The organism is Falsirhodobacter xinxiangensis, from assembly GCF_004959935.1.
Lineage (GTDB): Bacteria > Pseudomonadota > Alphaproteobacteria > Rhodobacterales > Rhodobacteraceae > Falsirhodobacter > Falsirhodobacter xinxiangensis.
The window spans coordinates 15,238-33,905 of record NZ_SMYN01000015.1 but is presented as its reverse complement, the minus strand read 5'-3'; the positions used below and the strand labels follow the sequence as shown (position 1 = coordinate 33,905).

The window sequence follows — 18,668 nt, the reverse complement described above, 5'->3', positions numbered from 1 at the left end:
GGATGTCGAAAGAAGCATTGTTCACCGCCCTGTCGCTGGAATTCGGCTGCAGGTTCTCCACCTCGGTCGCGCTGCGCGACCAGCACGGCAAGGGCGAGACGTGGCACCCCACCGTCGCGCCCGATGCCGTCGTGCATCCCGAAACCACCGAGGAAGTCGCCTCCATCATGCGCCAATGCGCGGCGGCGGGTGTTCCTGTCATCGCCTTCGGCGCGGGCACCTCGCTGGAGGCGCAGCTTGCCGCGCTGAAGGGCGGCGTTTCGGTCGATCTGTCGCGCATGGACCGCGTGCTGCGCGTCAGCCCCGACGATCTGGACTGCACCGTCCAAGCCGGCGTCACGCGCGAGGCGCTGAACATCCACCTGCGCGATCAGGGCCTGTTCTTCCCCATCGACCCCGGCGCCAATGCCAGCATCGGCGGCATGGCCGCGACCCGCGCCTCCGGCACCAACGCCGTGCGCTACGGCACGATGCGCGAGGTCGTCCTGTCGCTGAAGGTCGTGCTGCCCAGCGGAGAGATCATCACGACCGCCTCGCGCGCACGCAAAAGCGCGGCGGGCTATGACCTGACGCGCCTGTTCATCGGATCGGAAGGCACACTCGGCATCATCACCGAGGTGACGCTGCGCCTGTTCGGCATCCCGCAGGCCGTCTCGGCCGCGGTGTGCAGCTTCGCCACGGTCGAGGACGCGGTCCGCGCCGCGACGATGGTGACGCAGTTCGGCATCCCGGTCGCGCGGATGGAGCTGATGGATGCAGGGCTGATCCGCATGGTCAACGACCGCTTCGGCCTGTCGCTGCCCGTCGCCGATACGCTGGCGTTCGAATTCCACGGCTCGGATGCCGGAGTGGCCGAACAGTCCGAACAGGTGGCCGAGATCGTCGCCGATTGCGGCGGCACGGGGTTCGAGGCGGCGACCAATGCCGAGGAACGAAACCGCCTGTGGAAGGCACGCCACAACGCCTTCTATGCCGTGGTCGGCCAGCGCGAAGGCGCCAAGGGCTGGTCGTCGGACGTCTGCGTGCCAGTGTCGGAACTGTCGGGCGCGATCCGCAACGCGCGCGAACTGCTGAAGGACTGCCCCGCCCCCGCCGCGATCCTTGGCCATGTGGGCGACGGCAACTTCCACGTCGTCTTCGCGCTGGACGCGGATAACCCCAAGGAGATCGCGGCCATCAAACGGGTGAATGCCGGGATGGTCGAACATGCAATCTCGGTCGGGGGAACCTGCACGGGCGAACATGGCGTCGGCACGGGCAAGATGGACTACCTGCGACTTGAGCACGATGCGGGCGCGCTGGCCGTGATGCGCGCGCTGAAAGCCGCGATCGATCCGCAGGACCTTCTGAACCCCGGCAAGATCATCCCCGCCTGACCCAAAGGGCAAGCCATTTTCCGGCTTGCCCCCATCCTTATCGCGCCTTAGTAGCGTTATGTCATAACATTACCAAGGACGCGCCATGCTTCCCGTCACAGTGCTCTCCGGCTTCCTCGGCGCAGGAAAGACCACGCTTCTGAATCACGTGTTGAACAATCGCGATGGCCGCCGCGTCGCCGTGATCGTCAACGACATGTCCGAGGTGAACATCGACGCCGACCTCGTCCGCGAAGGCGCAAGCCTTTCCCGGTCCGAGGAAAAACTGGTCGAGATGACGAATGGCTGCATCTGCTGCACCCTGCGCGACGACCTTTTGACCGAGGTGCGCCGGCTGGCCGAGGAAGGCCGCTTCGACTACCTGCTGATCGAATCCACCGGCATTGCCGAACCGCTGCCCGTCGCCGCCACCTTCGACTTCCGCGATGCCGACGGGCAAAGCCTGTCCGACCTTGCACGGCTGGACACGATGGTCACGGTTGTCGATGCCGCGAACCTGACGCGCGACTTCTCCAGCCATGACTTCATCGCGGATCGGGGCGAAAGCCTTGGCCCCGACGATCAACGCACGCTGGTGGACCTGCTGACCGACCAGATCGAATTTGCCGACGTGATCGTGCTGAACAAGGCCACCGCCGCCGGCCCGCAGCGTCTGGACGAGGCACGCAAGATCATCCGCGCCCTGAACCCCGACGCCCGACTGATCGAAACCGATTTCGCACGTGTCGACCCGGATGCGATCTTCGACACCGGCCTGTTCGATCTGGACCGCGCCCATATGCACCCGATGTGGGCCAAGGAACTCTACGGCTTCGCGGACCACGTGCCGGAGACCGAGGAATACGGCATCTCCTCCTTCGTCTATCGCGCGCGGCGGCCCTTCGATCCGGCGCAGGTCCACCGGGTGCTGAACGCCGACCTGCCGGGCGTCATCCGCGCCAAGGGTCATCTGTGGATCGCGACCCGCCCCGGCTGGGTGGTCGAATTCAGCCTTGCCGGGGCGGTATCCTCCCTGTCCCCCTTGGGCGGCTGGTGGGCCAGCATCCCGCGCGATCGCTGGCCGGACCACCCCGACGCCATCGCGGAACTGGCCACCCGCTGGCAGGACCCTTGGGGCGACCGGCGGCAAGAACTGGTCTTCATCGGCGCCGGTATGGACCGCGACGCGATCACCGCCGCGCTGGATGCCGCGCTCATCCCCGGCGATGCCTTCACCCCCGACGCTTGGGCAAACCTGCCCGATCCCTTCCCCGCATGGCGCCGCGCATGAGGAACCTGCGCACCACGCTGGCCCGCCGCGCCCACCCCGATCCGATGCGCCGCTACGACGCGCTGCCCCCGGACCTGCGCGCATGGCTTCAGGATGCCGCCCTGCCGTGGAGCGCGACCTCCGCTCTGCGGCTCTGGACTCGCGCGCTGGCCGTCTCGCCCGCCGACCCCGCCCGTTTCCTTGCCGCAGCAGAGGCGCGATCCATCGCCCGCGACGCAGCCCGGATCTGGGGCAAGGACCACCCTTCGATTTCAAACAGGAGCACTACATGACCTTCCGCTGGCTTCTTTCCGCAGCCGCCCTTGCCGCCTCTCCCGCGCTTGCCGATGACACGCACACCGCCTTTCGCGTCTTCGTCGCCGATCACGGCGATGCCGGGATCACCGCCTTCGATCTGGAGGGCGACGGCCGCTGGACCTTCCCTACGGTCGGGCAGGCGAAGCTGTATCCGGCAGCGAATGGCGCGGCCCTCGTCGCGGTGCAGTCGGATGACGAGACCGTATCTTTCCTGAACAGCGGCATCACCCTGACCTCGCATGGCGATCATTCCGACATCTCGGTCGCGGACCCTTCGGCCATCGACGGCACCCTGACCGGCCCGCGCCCCTTCCACGTCGTGAACCATGACGGGCAGACCGTCATCAACTTCGACCAAGGCGGCTACGCTGCGATCCTGCCGCAATCCGCGCTGGCGACCGGCAAGGTCGAGCCGACCGAGTTCCGGCAGTCCCGCGCCCATCACGGCTTCGTCACGCCCTTCGACGGCGTGACCCTGTCCACCGTTGCCTCCGACGCGACCGACGGCCCCCGGCTGGGCCTTCAGGCCTTCGATGCGAAAGGCGATCCGATGGGCGAAGTCGCGACCTGCACCGGCATCCATGGCGAGGCGTTTTCGGGCAGCTTCCTTGCCGCGGGCTGCAACGAAGGCGTGCTGACCGTTCAGGAATCCGGCGACGGCCCGCGCTTTGCGATGCTGCCCTATCCGGCCGACTTCCCCGAAGGCAAGACAGGCACGCTGCTGGGCTCGACCTCGATCCAGATGTTCCTCGGCAATTTCGGGGCCGATGGCCTCGTGGTCATCGACCCGGTGGACGAGCCGCATTTCCGCCATGTGAAACTGCCCTTCCGCCGCGTCGATTTCGCGCTGGACCCGGCACGCCCCGGCGCGGCCTATATCCTGACCGAAGACGGCAGCCTGCACCGCCTGAACATGCTGGACGCCCGGATCGAGGACAGCGCCAAGGTCACCGGCCCCTATTCGATGGAAGGGCACTGGAACGATGCCCGCCCGCGTCTTGCCGTGGCGGGGGGCAGCATTCTCGTGACCGATCCGGCCAAGGGTGCGGTGCAGGTGGTCGATGCCGAGACGCTGGATGTGGCGCGCGCGGTCGAGATCGGCGGCCAGCCCTATAACATCGCGGTCGTCGGCGGCAGCGGTCTGAGCCACTGACCAACACCCGGCGCGGGTCATCGGCCCGCGCCAAACGTCTCTCTGTGATTTTCCGCGAACCAATCGCGAAGACGGCGGTTCCTTTAACCGGGCCGTCAGGCAATCGCCTCACAGGAGACAGACCATGACCCATACAGATCACACAGCCGATTTGGGCGAACCCAGGGCCGACGACATCGGCAGGGCTGCGCGCCACGAATATCAGGACGCCAAGGACCGGCTTTCGCATCAGGCGGACAAGCTGCGGCGCGAAGGCGGGCAGAACATCCGCGCGCTGGTGACGGACGAGCTTGACCGCCGCCGGACCGGCTTCGGCTCGGAAATCCGCAATCTGGCCGACACGCTGCGCCATGCCGCGGACGAGCAGGAGGAGAAGGCTGAAATCGGGGCCGGGACCGCGCCTTCCTCGCTGCTGCGTCAGGGGGCGGGCGTTCTGGAAAGCCTCGGCGACGGGTTGGAAAAGCGTTCGGTCGAAGATATCGCGCGTTCGGTATCCGATTATGCCCGCGCCAATCCGGCAATCTTCATCGGGGGCTGCGTTCTGGCCGGGATCGCCGTGGGGCGGCTGGTCACTGCGTCGAGCACCCGTCCACAATACGGCACCTACACCGCGCCGCAAACGCGCGAGCCGGGCGTGGAGCCGCCGATCTATGGCACGCCATCCACCACCGCGCGCGACGCATCCGGCCGTCCGCTCACAGGGGCGTTCGATGGCAATTCATGACCAGCACGAAACGCGCAGCCTGCCCGCCCTGCTGGGTGATCTGATCCGCGATCTCTCAGACCTAATCCGAAGCGAAAGCCGGTTGGTGCGCGCCGAAATCAACGAAAGCAGCCGACGCCTTGCCACCGGGGCCGAAATGCTGGCAGCAGGCGCGATCATCATGTTGCTGGCCGCGATCGTTCTGCTTCAGGCGCTGGTCATCGCGCTCGCCTTCTGGCTCGGCCCCCTCTGGGCGGCAGTTGCGGTGGGTGGGGTGCTCTTCGTCATCGGCGGGCTCTTGATGGTCAAAGGCCGCACGAACCTTTCGCTTCAGACCCTCGTGCCCGAGCGTACCGTCGATCAGACGGCACGCGACGCCAAACTTGCAAAGGAGACTCTCAGATGAGCGACAATCCCGACCGGATAGAAGCCGAGGTCGAAGCAAACCGCGCCAAGGTCGAACACACGCTGGACGCGCTGAAGGACCGGCTTTCATTCGAAGGCGTCGTGAATGACGCAACCCGTTTCATCGGCATCCGCGATGCCCGAGGAACGCTGGAATCCGCAGGACGCGAGGTGAACGCAAACCCGGTCGCGTTCGGCCTGATAGGTCTTGGCCTCGCACTTCTGGCGACCGGGGCGACCCGCCGCAGCGACGGGTATCGCCCGCAGCATGACCTGTCCCGCAGCTATGCCCGTTACGATGACGGGCCGGGGCTTGCCAGCCGCGTCCGCGACGGCGCTTCGCAATATGGCGGGCAGATCCGCGATACCGCGTCCGAATACACGGACATGGCCCGGGAAAAGCTGCACGATGCGCAACACGCACTGCATTCGGGATATGAACGCGCCCGGCATCGCAGTTCGGATCTTACGCACCGCGCGGGCCGCCAGATCGAAGATCATCCGCTGTTGATCGGCATGCTTGCCGCGGGGGTCGGCGCGGTCATCGCCGCCGCGATGCCACGCTCCGACGTCGAGGATCGCTGGATCGGCCCCGGCGCCGAACATCTGCGCGACGAAGCGAGGCACGTAGCCGCCGATGCGGGCGGAAGGGCCAAAGCTGCCGCCCGCGCGGGCTACGCCGCAGCCGTCGATACGGCCCGCGAGGAAGGGCTTGTCCCCGAAGGCGGTCGCACACTGGCGGAAAAGGTCGAACACGTGGCGCAGGCCGCCATGGGCGAGGCAAAGGATACCTTCGCCCACAAGTCATGAACCCATAGGGCGTGCCCTCGCCTGTCAGGGGCCCGCCCGATCCGCGACGAAATCGATGAGGGCACGGATGCGGCTGGCCAGATGCGGATGACCGGGAAAGACGGCGTGGATCACCTCCGGCTCGGGCGGGCAGCAGTCGGCCAGAACCTCGACCAACCGGCCCGCAGCCAGATCCTCCGCCACCGCCCGTTCGCCCGTCTTCATCAGGCCGAGCCCGGCAAGGCAGACATGGCGCAGGACCGTCCCGTCGCTGCCCCGGAACGTCGCACGCACGGGTTGGCGCAGCGGCCCCGCGAACTCCCACTCGCTTGGCAGGAAGTTATAGAGCAGACAGTCATGCGCCTGAAGATCGGCGGGAGTTTCCGGCACGCCCCGCCGCGCCAGATAGTCCGGTGCCGCCACCACGATCCGCCGCATGGTCGCAATCCGCCGCGCCTTCAACGTCGAAGACAAAAGCCGCCCCGACCGGATCGCCAGATCCGTCCGCTCCTGCCAAAGATCGATCACCCCGTCATCCAGCGTAAGATCCAGCTCCACCTCGGGGAAGGCGCGCAGGAAATCGGGCACCAGCGGCAGGATCACCGCAGCGCCGAATCCAACGGTCGAACTGACGCGAAGCGGCCCGCGCGGCACGTCCCGGCGCGCAAGCCGCCCCTCCAGATCGGCCAGCCGGTCCACCAGTTCGCGCGCCTCGGCCAAATAGGCCTCGCCTTCGGGGGTCGGGGTCAGGCTTCGGGTGGACCTGACCAGAAGCCGCACGCGCAACCGCTCCTCCAACCGCGACACCAGCCGGCTGACGGCCGAAGGGGTCATCCCAAGCTGCCGCGCCGCCGCTGAAAAGCTGCCAGCCGCGACCGCGCGCACGAAGACCTCCATCTCTCCGAACCGATTGTCCATAGGCCACCTGTGATTTTGCGGAACAAGCAATATGCAGATTGCCGCCATTATCGTCGCATCCGCAAGATGCGATATGGGCGGGGTTACAAGATCGGACCCCCTCCATGCCACTTGCCCTCATCGCTCTTACGATCGCGGCCTATGCGATCGGCACGACAGAATTCGTGATCGTCGGCCTTTTGCCGACGGTTGCCTCGGACCTTCAGATCACCCTTCCACTGGCGGGGCTGATCGTCAGCATCTATGCGCTTGGCGTCACCTTCGGCGCACCGGTGCTGACCGCCCTGACCGGACGGATCGAACGCAAACCGCTGCTGCTGGGCCTGATGGCCCTGTTCATCCTCGGCAATGCCGTCGCGGCGCTTGCCCCCGGCTATCACGCGCTGCTGGCGGGGCGGGTGCTGTCCGCCTTCGCCCATGGCGTGTTCTTTTCCGTCGGGGCGACCATCGCCGCCGATCTGGTGCCCAAGGACCGCCGCGCTTCGGCCATCGCCATGATGTTCATGGGCCTGACCGTCGCCATCGTCACCGGCGTCCCGCTGGGAACGCTGATCGGCCAGACCTTCGGCTGGCGCGCGACATTCGCCGCGGTGGCGGGCCTTGGCGTCATCGCCCTGCTGGCCATCGCCGCGCTGCTGCCTGGCCGGCTGCCCAAAGCCCCGCCCGCCAGCCTGAAGGATCAGCTTCGCGTGCTCGGCTCTGGCCGCCTGCTGCTGGTCTTCGCGATGACCGCGCTGGGCTATGGCGGCACCTTCGTCGCCTTCACCTTCCTTGCACCGATCCTTCAGCAGGTCACCGGCTTTTCGGAGAACGCGGTCAGCCTGATCCTCGTGCTCTATGGCCTTGCCATCGCCGCCGGGAACGTCGCGGGCGGGCGGCTGGCGAATGCCGATCCGGTTCGCGCGCTGACGGTGCTGTTCGCGCTTCAGGCCGCCGTGCTCGTCGTCTTCGGCTTCACCGCACCTTCGGCTTGGCTGGTCATCCCGACCCTCGCCGCGCTCGGGTTCCTGCAATTTGCCAATGTGCCGGGCCTGCAGCTTTACGTCGTGCAGATGGCGCGAGAACACCGCCCCGCTGCCGTCGATGTCGCCTCGGCCCTGAACATCGCGGCCTTCAACCTTGGCATTGCCTTGGGCGCGTGGCTGGGCGGTATCGTCGCGGATGGCCCCGGCCTGACGGCCACACCCTTCGTCGGCGCGATCCTTGTCGCGGTCGCCACCGGCCTTACCATGCTCAGCGGCGCGCTCGACCGCCGCGCAGCCCCCCTTGCCGCCTGAAAGGAACGACCATGCAATATGTCAACGCAAACGGCGCGAAGATTCCGGCCCTCGGCTTCGGAACCTACCGCATGTCCGACGCCGAGGTGATGAACACCGTCCCCCATGCGCTGCAACTGGGCTTCCGCCATGTCGATACCGCCCAGATCTATGGCAACGAAGCGGCGGTGGGCGAGGCGATCGCCGCATCCGGCGTTGCGCGGGACGACATCTTCCTGACCACCAAGGTCTGGGTGGACAAATACCGCCACGACGCCTTCCTCGCCTCGGTCGATGAAAGCCTTGCCAAGCTGAAGACGGACCATGTGGACCTGCTGCTGCTGCACTGGCCGAACAGCGACGTGCCGCTGGCCGAACAGATCGGCGCGCTGAACGCGGTGCGACAGGCTGGCAAGGTTCGCCACATCGGCGTGTCGAACTTCAACACCGCCTTGCTGCGCGAGGCCGTGCGCCTGTCGGATGCACCCATCGTCACCAATCAGGTCGAATACCACCCGTGGCTGGACCAGACCCCGCTGCTGACCGCCGCGCGCGAGGCGGGCGTTTCCCTGACCGCCTACTACGCTATGGCCGACGGCAAGGTCTTTGCCGAGCCGGTGCTGAAGGAGATCGCCGCCGCCCATGGCAAGACCGTTGCGCAGATCGTCCTGCGCTGGATCGTGCAACAGGACGGGCTGATCGCTTTGTCGAAGACGGCAACCCAATCGCGGGTGGCCGAAAACCTCGACATCTTCGGCTTCGATCTTTCGGCGGACGACATGGCCGCGATCCACGGTCTTGCCCGCCCGGACGGCCGCATCGTCAACCCCGCGGGCCTTGCCCCCAAGTGGGATTGAGCAGGTCCACCCGTTCCGAAAGCCCCCGCGTCACGCTGCCATCGGCAGGCAGCAGCGGGATCAGGCAGGCCTGAAGCGCGTGATACAGGTCCGACTTGCCTGAAAACACCCTCTCGACGGGCCGCATCTGCTCGTCGAGTTCGGGGAACCAGCCGCCATCCGCCGGGTCGATGAAATGCGCGGCGACGGTATCCCAGATGCGGCGATACCATTCCTCGAAGACCGGATCGCCCGTCACCTCGGCCAGCACGGCGGCAGCCCCGATCCCTTCGGCGCAGGGCCACCAGAACCGATCCGTCCGCGCGGGCCGGTCTTGCCAATCCAGCGTGTAATAAAACCCGCCCGTCTCCGCCGCCCAGCCGATCCGCACGGTGTTCAGAAACAGCGCCCGCGCCGCTTCCAGCACCCACCCCTGCCCCGAAAGCTGGCCAAGCTGCACCAGCAGTCGGCTCCATTCCAGCGCATGACCGGGGGTGGTGCCAGCGGGGCGGAACATCGGGTCCCCGGCGTAATCGCGGTCCACGGTCCAATCCTCGTGGAAATGTTCGGCCACGCGCCAGCCCTCGGCGCGGGCAAGGCGGTCGATCACCAATTCCGCGATCCGTTCGGCGCGGGTCAGAAACGCCCGCTCGCCCGTCGCCTCGAAAGCCGCCATCAGCGCCTCGGTCAGGTGCATGTTGGAGTTCTGGCCGCGATAGCCGCCCATCCCGGACCAGTCGCGCCCGAACTCCTCCCGCGAGGCTCCGGCCTCCTCGTCCCAGAACCGATCCGTCAGAACCTGCGCGACATCGGCCAACAGCCCGTCCGCGTCCGGGTGGCCCACCACCTTGGCCGAACTTGCCGCCAGCAGCACGAAGGCATGGCCGTAAGCCTGCTTCGTGTCATTCCCATCCGGGCTCCAGACATAGCCTCCATGAACCGCGTCCCGATGCCCGTTCAGCAGGAACGCCATGCCATGATCCACCATCCGGTCCGATCCGGGATGACCCAGCAGATGCCCCGCCGCGTGGCAATGCACCATGCGCGCGGTGTCGTGGATCTGGCGCGGCCCGCCTTCCGTCGTCAGGGGGCGGAACCCGCCGCGCACATCCATCGTGCGCGTCCCATGCAGATCCAGCAGATGCCGCGCCTGTTCCAAAAGCCACAGCCGATGCGCCTGACGCGCGACAAGACGCGGCCCATCCGTTCCGATCCACATGCCCTCACCCTCCCTATTGCGGGGCAAGCGCCCCCAGATCCGCCCGGAACCGTCCCCGAAGCCCCGACGCGCCAAAGTCGATCTCGGTGCGTCCCGCACCATCTAAACCCGCCCGGATCAGCCGCGATCCGAAGCCCCGCGACGATGGCGGCGTCACCACTGGCCCGCCGCTCTCGATCCAGTCCAGCACCACATCCGGCCCATCGACCATCCAGCGCAGATCCACGCGCCCGCCCGGCACCGACAATGCGCCGTATTTCAGCGCGTTCGTCGCCAGTTCGTGCAACAGCATGGAAATCGATGGCGCCGCCGCCGCGCTCAGCGCCAGATGCGGACCATCCGCGCGGATGCGGTCATCCCCACCCAGCCATGTCCCGGCGCGCAGCAGCGAATGCAGATCCGTCTCGGACCAGCGCTCCTCGGCCAGCGCGGCATAGGCCGAGGCGATCGCGCCCAGCCGCTGGTTGAACAGTTGCTGCCGTTCCGCCTCGTTCGGAAAGGTCTGGCGCGCGATGGCAGACACCATGGCGAAAGTGTTCTTCAGCCGGTGGCTCAGCTCCAAATTCATCAGATGGCGTTCTTCACGCGCCTGGCTTTGGGCGATGGCCGCCTGCATCCGGTCGCCCACGCTGCGGATGAACCCGATGTCGTCGGCGGTCAGCGGGCGCGGCGTGTCGTAATGCACGAAACTGACCAAGGAAAAGCGCCCAAGCTGAAACACCGGAACGTTGATCAGCACCCGTATGCCGATATCCAGAAGCGCCTGCGCATTCCGGCGGGTGCGCGGGTCAAGCTCCACATCCTCGACGATGACGGTGCGCCCTTGGGTCAGATCGTCGATGAAGGTCCCGTAGTCGCGGAACCGGTGCAGCCCCGCCAGCGACACGACGCCACCGCGCAGCCACTCGGGCTGCATCATCACCGTCTCCGTCTCGGGCGAGACGATGCCGAAGCCCGCGCGCGACGGCGACAGGACCCGCGCCATCGCCTCGGACCCAAGGCGCACCATGTCGCCCACATCCTCGGCATCGCGCAGCCTGTCGCCCAGATCGACCAGAGCCAGCGCCCGCTGCGCGGCCATCGCGCTTTCCTCGACCAGCTGGCGATCGCGCCGCCGCGCCTCGATCTGCAGGATCACCTGCCGGGCCAACGCCTCCAGCCCCGCCGCCTGCGACGCGGTCAGCCCGTCGCGCGCCACCGTGTCGATCACGCAAAGGCTGCCCAGCACCGCCCCGCTGGACGATACCAGCGGCGCCCCGGCATAGAAACGGATATGCGGCTCCCCCGTCACCAGCGTATTCGCCGCCGTCCGGGCATCCAGCGTCAGATCGGGAATGACCAGAAGTTCGGTTCCACCAAGCGCATGGGCACAGACCGATTGATTGATCGGCGTCTCATGCGGGGCAAAGCCGATGCGGGCCTTGAACCACTGCCTTTCGCGATGAACAAGGCTGATCAGCGCCACCGGCACGTCGCACAGCGCGCGAGCGACCGTGACGAGCGTGTCGAATTCCGGTTCCGCCGGGGTATCCATGATCCCAAGGGAATCCAGTTCGCAAAGTCGCTCGCTTTCGTTCATGCTTCGCCTTGTGCAGCGCAACTGCTGTATGCCGAGTTTTAAGGGCCTTGGAGGGCGCGTCAAGTCGGGCCGCCCTGCTCTGCCGCGTGATGCATCAGGTTCCGAAGCACGTCGCGCACGTGGTCGTCGGCGGCGACGTAGAAGACCTGCCGCGCCTCGCGCCGGCCCGCGACCAGACGCGCGGCGCGCAGCAGGCGCAGGTGATGGCTGACCAGCGATTGCGAGGCGCCCGTGGCCGCCGCGATGGCCCCCACCGACTGCGGCGCGTCCAGACAGGCCAGCAGGATGCGCAGCCGGGTCGGATCGCCCATCAGGCGGAATATCCCCGCCATCACTTCCACATCATCCACGCGCGTGCCGTCCCAGCGGACAATGATCGTCCCGGCCCGTCCAGTCGATCTCGATGGTGGAATGGGACAGCGCGAACCGTTCCGCCAGCAGATGCTTCACCTCCGCCACCACCCCCGCCGGGTCGGCGCCGTCGGTCAGCGTGACGCTCATCGTCGCGGCGGAGCTGCCCGAGGAAATCGACCATGTATGCACATGGCTCACCTCGCGCACGCCCGGCAGCGACAGAACCTCCGCCCGCACCGCCTCGGGGGCCGCACCGCCCGGCGCACCTTCCATCAGGATGTGCAGCGAATTCCCAAGCAGCCCCCAGGCACTGCGCAGGATCAACGCGGACAGCAGCACCGACAGGATCGGATCGATCGGCGTCCAGCCGGTGAAATGGATCATCACCGCCGCCCCGATCGCCGCGACCGAGCCCAGAAGGTCCCCCAGCACATGCAGCATCGCCCCGCGGATGTTGACGTGATCGCGCTGCCCCCGGCTCAGCATCCAGAACACCGCGCAGTTCACGACAAGGCCCAGCGCCGCCACGGCCGCCATCGGCCCGGCCAGAACCGGCCCCGGATCAGCCAGCCGCACCGCCGCCTCATAGACGATCCACACGGTCAGCAGGATCAGCGCAACCGCGTTGAACAGCGCCGCCAGAACCTCGGTCCGCAGGTATCCAAAGCTGCGCCGTTCGTCCTGCGCGCGCCGTCCCAGCCGGAACCCCAGCCATGCCAGCGCCAGCGCCAGCGCATCCGTCGCCATATGCCCCGCATCCGCGATCAACGCCAGCGACCCCGACAAGAGCCCGCCCGCGATCTCGGCAAACATGAAACCGAAGGTCAGCAGGAACCCCGCCAGAACCACCTTTTCGTTCCGGGCGGTCACATCCGGCGCGTGATGATGATGGTCGTGGTCATGATCGTGCATGGCATCCCTCCGCGAATGACATGAACATCTGTTCATACGTTGGATTCGTCAAGCTGGAACAAATCCCCCTCCCGGATGTTCAAACGCCGCCAGACAAGGAGCACCCTCATGAAACAATCCGCCACACCCAAATCCGAACCCGCTCCGGTCCGTCAGGCAGACCACGATTGCGGCTGGCAGCGCGAGACGCGCGGCGGCAGCGATCAGGCCGATGGCGGCAAACAGGGCGTCTGCGGCTAACCCATCGCGACCAGCACGATCTCTCCCGGCCAGTCGCGACGCAGCCGGTCCGCCGCCGCCCATGCGCGCAGCCCGGACCGGCAGGCGAACACGACCCGCCGCCCATCCGCACGCACCTCGCGCACGGCCCAAGGGACGAAGGGCACCGGCTCCTCGTCCCGCAACTCCACCGCCAGATCATCCTCGCGCACATCCTGCGCCGCGATGAACCGAAAGCCCCCCTGCTCCACCGCCCCGTCGAAGCGGAACGCCGACGGACGCAGCCCGTCGAACCGCAGCAGCATCCCAAGCGGCGTGCGGTCGCCCAGCAGCACCGTCAGCGCCATCTGCGCCTGCGCCGCGCCGATCATCCCCACCATCGGCCCCATGACGCCCAAGGTCGCGCAAGTCCCCGCCCGCTCCGGCAATTCCGGGAACACCGCCCGGACCGAGGGCGCCCCCCCGCAGAACCCGCCCACGAACCCCTCCGCCCGCAGGACCGAGGCCGAGATCAGCGCCCGCCCCGCCGCCAGACACGCATCCGACAGCACATAGGTCGCGGCGAAACTGTCGGCGCAGTCCAGCACCAGATCCGCCGCCGAAACCAGCCCATCGGCATTCGTCGGGTCGAGCCGACAGCTGCGTGCCTCCACGACCACCTCCGGGTTCAGCGCCGCCATCTCCAGCGCCGCCGCCTCCACCTTGGGCATCCCCGGATAACGACCATAGATCGGCTGGCGGTGCAGGTTCGACACTTCCACCCGGTCGGGGTCCACCAGCACGATATGCCCCACCCCCGCCGCCACCAGATATTGCAGCACCGGCACGCCCAGCCCACCCGCGCCCACGACCAGCACCCGCGCCGCCGCCAGCCGCGCCTGCCCTTCGGCGCCGATCATCACCTCTTGCCGCGCATATCTCATCCCGTCACCCTCAGCCATTCGCGCATCCTCCCCTCGGGGTCCGGGTGCAGCGTGATATCCGTCACCGCCGAGGCGACATCCGCCCCCGCCGCAAACGCCTCCAACGCCCGCGCGGGCGTCAGGCCGCCAATGGCGCATAACGGCACATCCACGCGGCGCTTCCACTCGGTCAGCCGCTCCACCCCCTGCCGTTCCCACTTCATCTTCTTCAGGATCGTCGGCCAGACCGGGCCGAGTGCGACATAATCCGCCCCCGCCGCCAGCGCCCGATCCAACTCCGCCCCATCATGCGTGGAGATGCCGACCCGCAGCCCCGCCGCCCGGATCACGCCCAGATCGGCATCGTCCAGATCCTCCTGCCCCAGATGCACCCAGTCGCAGCCCGCCCCGATCGCCAACCGCCAATGGTCGTTCACCACAAGGATCGCCCCATGATCCCGGCACAGGTCGCGCGCCCGGACGATCTCGGCCCGCAACGCCTCCTCGGGCCGGTCCTTCATCCGCAACTGCACCATCCGCACACCCAAAGGCAGCGCCCGCGCAACCCAATCCGCGCTGTCGAAAATCGGATAGAACCGTGGCAGCTTCACAAAAACGCCCTCCCCAGCACGGGGGTCGAGGCGACAGCCATATCCGTCCGCTCCATCGGGTCGGCCAGCCATGCCGCCCGCCCCGCGCGAACCGCACCGGCCATCGCGCCCGCCATCGCCGCCGGATCGCCCGCCCGCGCCACGGCGCTGTTCACCAGCACGGCGTCATATCCCATCTCCATCGCCGCCGCGGCATGGCTCGGCAGCCCGATCCCGGCATCGACCACCAGCGGCACGCCCGGAAACGCCGCCCGCAACGCCCGCAAACCGAACGGATTGTTCAGCCCCATCCCCGACCCGATGGGCGCGCCCCAAGGCATCAGCACCTCGCAACCCGCCTCCAGCAAACGCTCGCAGACGATCAGATCCTCGGTGCAATAGGGAAACACCCGAAACCCCTCGGCGCTCAGTATACGCGCCGCCTCGACCAGCCCGAACACATCGGGCTGAAGCGTGTCGGCATGGCCGATCACCTCCAGCTTGATCCAGTCGGTGCCGAACACCTCGCGCGCCATCTGGGCGGTCGTCACCGCCTCGCGCACGCCATGACAGCCGGCAGTGTTCGGCAAAAGCCGCACGCCCAGATCCTGCACCAGCGCCCAGAAATCCTGCCCGCCCCCCGCCTCGCGCCGAAGCGAGACAGTGGCCACCCCCGCCCCCGACACCCGAAACGCCCGCGCCAGCACGGCGGGCGAGGGATAGCCCGCCGTCCCCAGCATCAGCGCGCTCCCCAACTCCTCGCCATAGAAAACCGCCATCCGATCAGCCCCCCTGCATCGGGGCCAACGCCTCGACCGCGTCCCCTTCGGACAACGCGATCTCCCGCCCCGCCGCTGGCACGAACACGCCGTTCACGGCGGTGGCAAAGCGCCCGACGATCCCCACCTCCTCCAACGCCCCGGCCAGCGTGGTCGCAACCACCTCGCGCGGCGTGCCGTTGACGATGATCCTCATTCCATGACCTCCGGTTCGATCCCCAGCAAAAGATGATCCGCCACCAACCGCGCCATCGCGGGCGCCAGCAAAAAGCCGTGGCGATAAAGCCCGTTGACATGCAGCACCTCGCCCACCCGGCGAACGCGCGGCAGGTTGTCGGCAAAGGCGGGCCGCGCGTCCGCGCCCAGTTCCAGCACCTCCGCCTCGGCCAGCGCCGGATGCAGCGCGAACGCGGCGGACAGCAATTCCAGCACCGCGCGCACCGTCGGCGGCCCCCGCCCGTCGCTTTCGACGCTGGTCGCGCCCAGAAGGTAAACACCCTCCCCCCGCGGCACGAGGTAAAGCGGCATCCGCGGATGCAGCAGCCGCACAGGACGCGAGATCGCGACGTCCGGGCAGCGGATCAGCACCGTCTCTCCCCGCACCCCGCGCAGATCCGGCAGCGCATCCCGCGCAGACAGGCCCCGGCAATCGATCACCCGCCCCTCGGCCCGGCGCGTGAACTCCGCCCCCGCCGCCAACACCGCAAGCGCCTCGCGCGGGGCCAGATGCGCCTCGCCGGCAAAGAAAAGCCCCCGCCGCTGCGGCAGCGCAGGCTCAATCTCCGCCACATCCACCTCGCGATGCCCGCCGCTGCGCCGCGCGAACCGCGCCAGCGCCGCCGCATCCCGCTGCGGAGACACCACCAGCGTTCCCCGCCGATGCACCCGCACGCCCTGCGCCTGCCACCAATCCGCCGCCTCGCGCCCCAGCCGGACGACCGGCTCCTCGGCGCTCTCGCCCTCGCAATCGGGGGCGAGCATCCCGCCCGCCCACCACGAACAGGCCTCCGGCCCCGGCGCCGCGCCCATCACGGCAACCTCCGCCCCCCGCGCCCGCAATTCGCGGGCGACGCACAGCCCCGCGACACCCGCGCCGATCACCGTCACACGCATTCCGGCACCGGCCAAAGCGCGTGGAAATGATGGACCGGCCCGTGCCCGCCGCCGATCCCCAGCCCATCGGCCGCAAGGATCGCCCCATGCAGCCAACGATGCGCCAGCCCCACCGCGTCGCGCACCGCCATCCCCCGCGCCAGCCCCGCCGCAATGGCCGAGGACAGCGAACACCCCGTCCCATGCGTGTTCCGCGTGACAATGCGCGGCGCCGCAAACCGCGCCACCCCTTCCGCCCCGACCAGCAGATCGGTGCAGACCGCCCCCTCCGCATGGCCACCCTTCATCAGCACATATCGCGGGCCAAGCGCCAACAGCGCCCGCCCCTGCCGGACCCGCTCCTCCTCGCCCTGCGCTTCGGGCATATCCAACAGCCGCGCGGCTTCCGGCAGGTTCGGCGTCAGCACCGTCGCCAGCGGCAGCAGCCGCATCAGCGCCGCCACCCCATCGGCGCCCACCAAGGCGTCCCCCGATTTCGCAATCATCACCGGGTCCAGAACCACCGGCGCCCCGCAGCCCCGCAGCCCCTCGGCCACAGCCGCAATCGCGCCCGGCCCGCCAACCATCCCGATCTTCACCGCATCGACGCGAATATCGGCCATCACCGCCGCAACCTGCGCCCCGATCACCGCAGGCGGCACCGCATGGATCGCCGTCACCCCGCGCGTATTCTGCGCCGTCACAGCAGTCACCGCCGTCGCGCCATAGACGCCCAGCGCCGAGACCGCCTTCAGATCCGCCTGAATTCCCGCACCGCCGCCGCTGTCGGACCCGGCGATCGCAAGCACAACCTTCGTCATCTTCCCTCCTCGGTCGGACCGGGGGCGACGACGAAAGACAAGACGGCCGCGCCGGGAAAAGCGCCGCCTATCCGTTCCCTCCGCCGGCATGACCCGGATCAGGTTCGATGGGTTGGCGCATCGCCTCTCAGCCCCTCGCAGGGCACCCCAACGGATAATCAAGACAAAGCCTATCCGCGCGCCCTTCCCCCGTCCAGCCCGGATTTGCAGCCTTGCCCCGGCCCCGCACGACACTAGCTGCCAAGCAGCCCTCAGGAAAAACCCATTGCCCGACACCGCCCGCGCCCTCTGGTTCCCCCGCGCCCAAGAAGCTGAGCTTCGCGCGGAAACCCTGCCCCCCACGCCCCCCGGCCAGACCCGCATCCGCGCCTTGTTCGGCGGCATCAGCCGGGGAACCGAGGCGATGGTCTTCTCAGGACGCGTCCCGCCAAGCGAGTACGACCGGATGCGCGGCCCGAACCAGGGCGGCAGCTTTCCCTTCCCCGTCAAATACGGCTACGCCACCGTCGGCCTTGCCGGAGACATCCCCGTCTTCTGCCTCCACCCCCACCAGACCCAGTTCGACGCGCCCGAGGCATACCCCCTCCCCCCCGGCCTGCCCCCCGAACGCGCCATCCTCGCGGCCAACATGGAAACCGCGCTGAACATCGTCTGGGATGCCGGGATCGCCCCCGGCGACCGGGTGAACATCTTCGGCGCAGGCACGGTCGGCCTTCTGACGGCATGGATCGCCGCGCGCATCCCCGGCACGGACCTGCGCCTGACCGACCCCAACCCCGCCCGCGCCACCCCGGCCCGCGCGCTGAACATCCCCTTCGGCCCGCCCCAACCCGGATCTGACATCGCCATCAACGCCAGCGCCTCGGCGGACGCGCTCGCCACCGCCATCGACCACGCCGCCCCCGACAGCCTCATCGTCGAGGCAAGCTGGCACCCCGCCCCCGTCACCATCCCCCTTGGCGGCGCGTTCCACGCGAACCGCCTGCGCATCGCCGGATCGCAGGTCGGAAACCTGCCGCCAACCCGCCGCCCCAGCTGGACCCACACCCGCCGGATGCAAAAGGCGCTCGACCTCCTGCGCGACCCCGCGCTCGACGCCCTCATCACCGGCGAGACCGCTTTCGACGACCTGCCCGCCCGCTACGGCGAAATCCTCTCCGCGCCGGACACCATCTGCCACCGCATCCGCTACTAGGAG

The 18,668-nt window shown here is 68.1% G+C and carries 22 protein-coding genes and 1 riboswitch; of the genes, 11 read left to right on the top strand and 11 right to left on the bottom strand.

Annotation, left to right across the window (positions count from 1 at the left end; all coding sequences use genetic code 11):
- Positions 1-2: 2 nt before the first annotated feature.
- From E2K76_RS15415 to E2K76_RS15385, 7 genes are all read left to right on the top strand, one after another.
- A complete protein-coding gene (locus tag E2K76_RS15415; RefSeq protein WP_136685316.1) occupies positions 3-1,376 on the top strand; it encodes an FAD-binding oxidoreductase in 1,374 nt (457 codons plus the stop codon).
- An 85-nt stretch (positions 1,377-1,461) separates the two neighbouring features.
- Complete coding sequence (locus E2K76_RS15410; protein WP_136685314.1) at positions 1,462-2,646, top strand: GTP-binding protein; 1,185 nt, start codon at positions 1,462-1,464, stop codon at positions 2,644-2,646.
- Complete coding sequence (locus E2K76_RS15405) at positions 2,643-2,918, top strand: DUF6525 family protein (protein ID WP_169053334.1); 276 nt, start codon at positions 2,643-2,645, stop codon at positions 2,916-2,918. The genes E2K76_RS15410 and E2K76_RS15405 overlap by 4 nt, the downstream gene beginning before the upstream one ends.
- Entirely contained in the window at positions 2,915-4,096 is a 1,182-nt protein-coding gene (locus E2K76_RS15400; protein ID WP_136685310.1) for a metallochaperone AztD, read from the top strand. The genes E2K76_RS15405 and E2K76_RS15400 overlap by 4 nt, the downstream gene beginning before the upstream one ends.
- Before the next feature lie 124 nt (positions 4,097-4,220).
- The gene (locus tag E2K76_RS15395) at positions 4,221-4,820 is read left to right on the top strand and encodes a hypothetical protein (RefSeq protein WP_136685309.1); all 600 of its coding nucleotides are present in this window, start codon (positions 4,221-4,223) and stop codon (positions 4,818-4,820) included.
- Positions 4,807-5,205: a phage holin family protein gene (locus tag E2K76_RS15390; RefSeq protein ID WP_136685308.1), complete on the top strand. Its 399-nt coding sequence runs from the start codon at positions 4,807-4,809 to the stop codon at positions 5,203-5,205. Before E2K76_RS15395 ends, E2K76_RS15390 begins: the two co-directional genes overlap by 14 nt.
- Positions 5,202-6,014 (top strand): DUF3618 domain-containing protein, encoded by an 813-nt coding sequence (locus E2K76_RS15385; RefSeq protein ID WP_136685306.1) that lies wholly within the window; start codon positions 5,202-5,204, stop codon positions 6,012-6,014. Before E2K76_RS15390 ends, E2K76_RS15385 begins: the two co-directional genes overlap by 4 nt.
- A gap of 24 nt (positions 6,015-6,038) precedes the next feature.
- Here E2K76_RS15385 and E2K76_RS15380 read toward each other — a convergent pair whose 3' ends face one another.
- On the bottom strand, positions 6,039-6,911 hold the full coding sequence (locus tag E2K76_RS15380) for a LysR family transcriptional regulator (RefSeq protein ID WP_169053333.1): 873 nt from the start codon (positions 6,909-6,911) through the stop codon (positions 6,039-6,041).
- 104 nt (positions 6,912-7,015) lie between these two features.
- Between E2K76_RS15380 and E2K76_RS15375 the strand changes: the two genes are divergently transcribed.
- Both E2K76_RS15375 and E2K76_RS15370 read left to right on the top strand, forming a co-directional pair.
- Positions 7,016-8,188 (top strand): MFS transporter, encoded by a 1,173-nt coding sequence (locus tag E2K76_RS15375; RefSeq protein WP_136685305.1) that lies wholly within the window; start codon positions 7,016-7,018, stop codon positions 8,186-8,188.
- Positions 8,189-8,199: 11 nt separating this feature from the next.
- Positions 8,200-9,024: an aldo/keto reductase gene (locus E2K76_RS15370; protein WP_136685303.1), complete on the top strand. Its 825-nt coding sequence runs from the start codon at positions 8,200-8,202 to the stop codon at positions 9,022-9,024.
- Here the strand turns inward: E2K76_RS15370 and E2K76_RS15365 are convergent.
- The 4 genes from E2K76_RS15365 to E2K76_RS15350 are packed head-to-tail and all read right to left on the bottom strand — an operon-like array spanning position 8,990 to position 13,067.
- Positions 8,990-10,222, bottom strand: coding sequence for an AGE family epimerase/isomerase (locus E2K76_RS15365; protein ID WP_136685301.1), 1,233 nt, complete (start codon positions 10,220-10,222; stop codon positions 8,990-8,992). The genes E2K76_RS15370 and E2K76_RS15365 overlap by 35 nt on opposite strands.
- Positions 10,223-10,235: 13 nt before the next feature.
- Positions 10,236-11,801, bottom strand: coding sequence for a sensor histidine kinase (locus E2K76_RS15360; protein ID WP_136685300.1), 1,566 nt, complete (start codon positions 11,799-11,801; stop codon positions 10,236-10,238).
- Between the two features lie 59 nt (positions 11,802-11,860).
- A complete protein-coding gene (locus E2K76_RS15355) occupies positions 11,861-12,151 on the bottom strand; it encodes an ArsR/SmtB family transcription factor (RefSeq protein WP_246032982.1) in 291 nt (96 codons plus the stop codon).
- Positions 12,144-13,067 (bottom strand): cation diffusion facilitator family transporter, encoded by a 924-nt coding sequence (locus E2K76_RS15350; RefSeq protein WP_220432261.1) that lies wholly within the window; start codon positions 13,065-13,067, stop codon positions 12,144-12,146. Before E2K76_RS15350 ends, E2K76_RS15355 begins: the two co-directional genes overlap by 8 nt.
- 108 nt (positions 13,068-13,175) lie before the next feature.
- On the opposite strand from E2K76_RS15350, the gene E2K76_RS21000 reads away from it, so the two are divergent.
- Entirely contained in the window at positions 13,176-13,307 is a 132-nt protein-coding gene (locus E2K76_RS21000) for a hypothetical protein (RefSeq protein ID WP_281280742.1), read from the top strand.
- Here the strand turns inward: E2K76_RS21000 and E2K76_RS15345 are convergent.
- From E2K76_RS15345 to thiD, 6 genes are read right to left on the bottom strand one after another with little or no spacing between them, the layout of a single operon-like run.
- Positions 13,304-14,227 (bottom strand): HesA/MoeB/ThiF family protein, encoded by a 924-nt coding sequence (locus tag E2K76_RS15345; protein ID WP_136685296.1) that lies wholly within the window; start codon positions 14,225-14,227, stop codon positions 13,304-13,306. The genes E2K76_RS21000 and E2K76_RS15345 overlap by 4 nt on opposite strands.
- Complete coding sequence (locus tag E2K76_RS15340; protein ID WP_136685294.1) at positions 14,206-14,799, bottom strand: thiamine phosphate synthase; 594 nt, start codon at positions 14,797-14,799, stop codon at positions 14,206-14,208. Before E2K76_RS15340 ends, E2K76_RS15345 begins: the two co-directional genes overlap by 22 nt.
- Complete coding sequence (locus E2K76_RS15335; protein WP_136685292.1) at positions 14,796-15,557, bottom strand: thiazole synthase; 762 nt, start codon at positions 15,555-15,557, stop codon at positions 14,796-14,798. Before E2K76_RS15335 ends, E2K76_RS15340 begins: the two co-directional genes overlap by 4 nt.
- 4 nt (positions 15,558-15,561) lie before the next feature.
- The gene (gene thiS / locus E2K76_RS15330; protein ID WP_136685290.1) at positions 15,562-15,753 is read right to left on the bottom strand and encodes a sulfur carrier protein ThiS; all 192 of its coding nucleotides are present in this window, start codon (positions 15,751-15,753) and stop codon (positions 15,562-15,564) included.
- On the bottom strand, positions 15,750-16,670 hold the full coding sequence (locus E2K76_RS15325) for an FAD-dependent oxidoreductase (protein ID WP_136685288.1): 921 nt from the start codon (positions 16,668-16,670) through the stop codon (positions 15,750-15,752). Before E2K76_RS15325 ends, thiS begins: the two co-directional genes overlap by 4 nt.
- Positions 16,661-17,470: a bifunctional hydroxymethylpyrimidine kinase/phosphomethylpyrimidine kinase gene (thiD, locus tag E2K76_RS15320; protein ID WP_136685287.1), complete on the bottom strand. Its 810-nt coding sequence runs from the start codon at positions 17,468-17,470 to the stop codon at positions 16,661-16,663. The genes E2K76_RS15325 and thiD overlap by 10 nt, the downstream gene beginning before the upstream one ends.
- Positions 17,471-17,528: 58 nt before the next feature.
- Positions 17,529-17,630, bottom strand: a riboswitch (TPP riboswitch).
- Between the two features lie 105 nt (positions 17,631-17,735).
- Between thiD and E2K76_RS15315 the strand changes: the two genes are divergently transcribed.
- A complete protein-coding gene (locus E2K76_RS15315; RefSeq protein WP_136685285.1) occupies positions 17,736-18,665 on the top strand; it encodes a zinc-dependent alcohol dehydrogenase in 930 nt (309 codons plus the stop codon).
- The last annotated feature ends 3 nt before the right edge of the window (positions 18,666-18,668 follow it).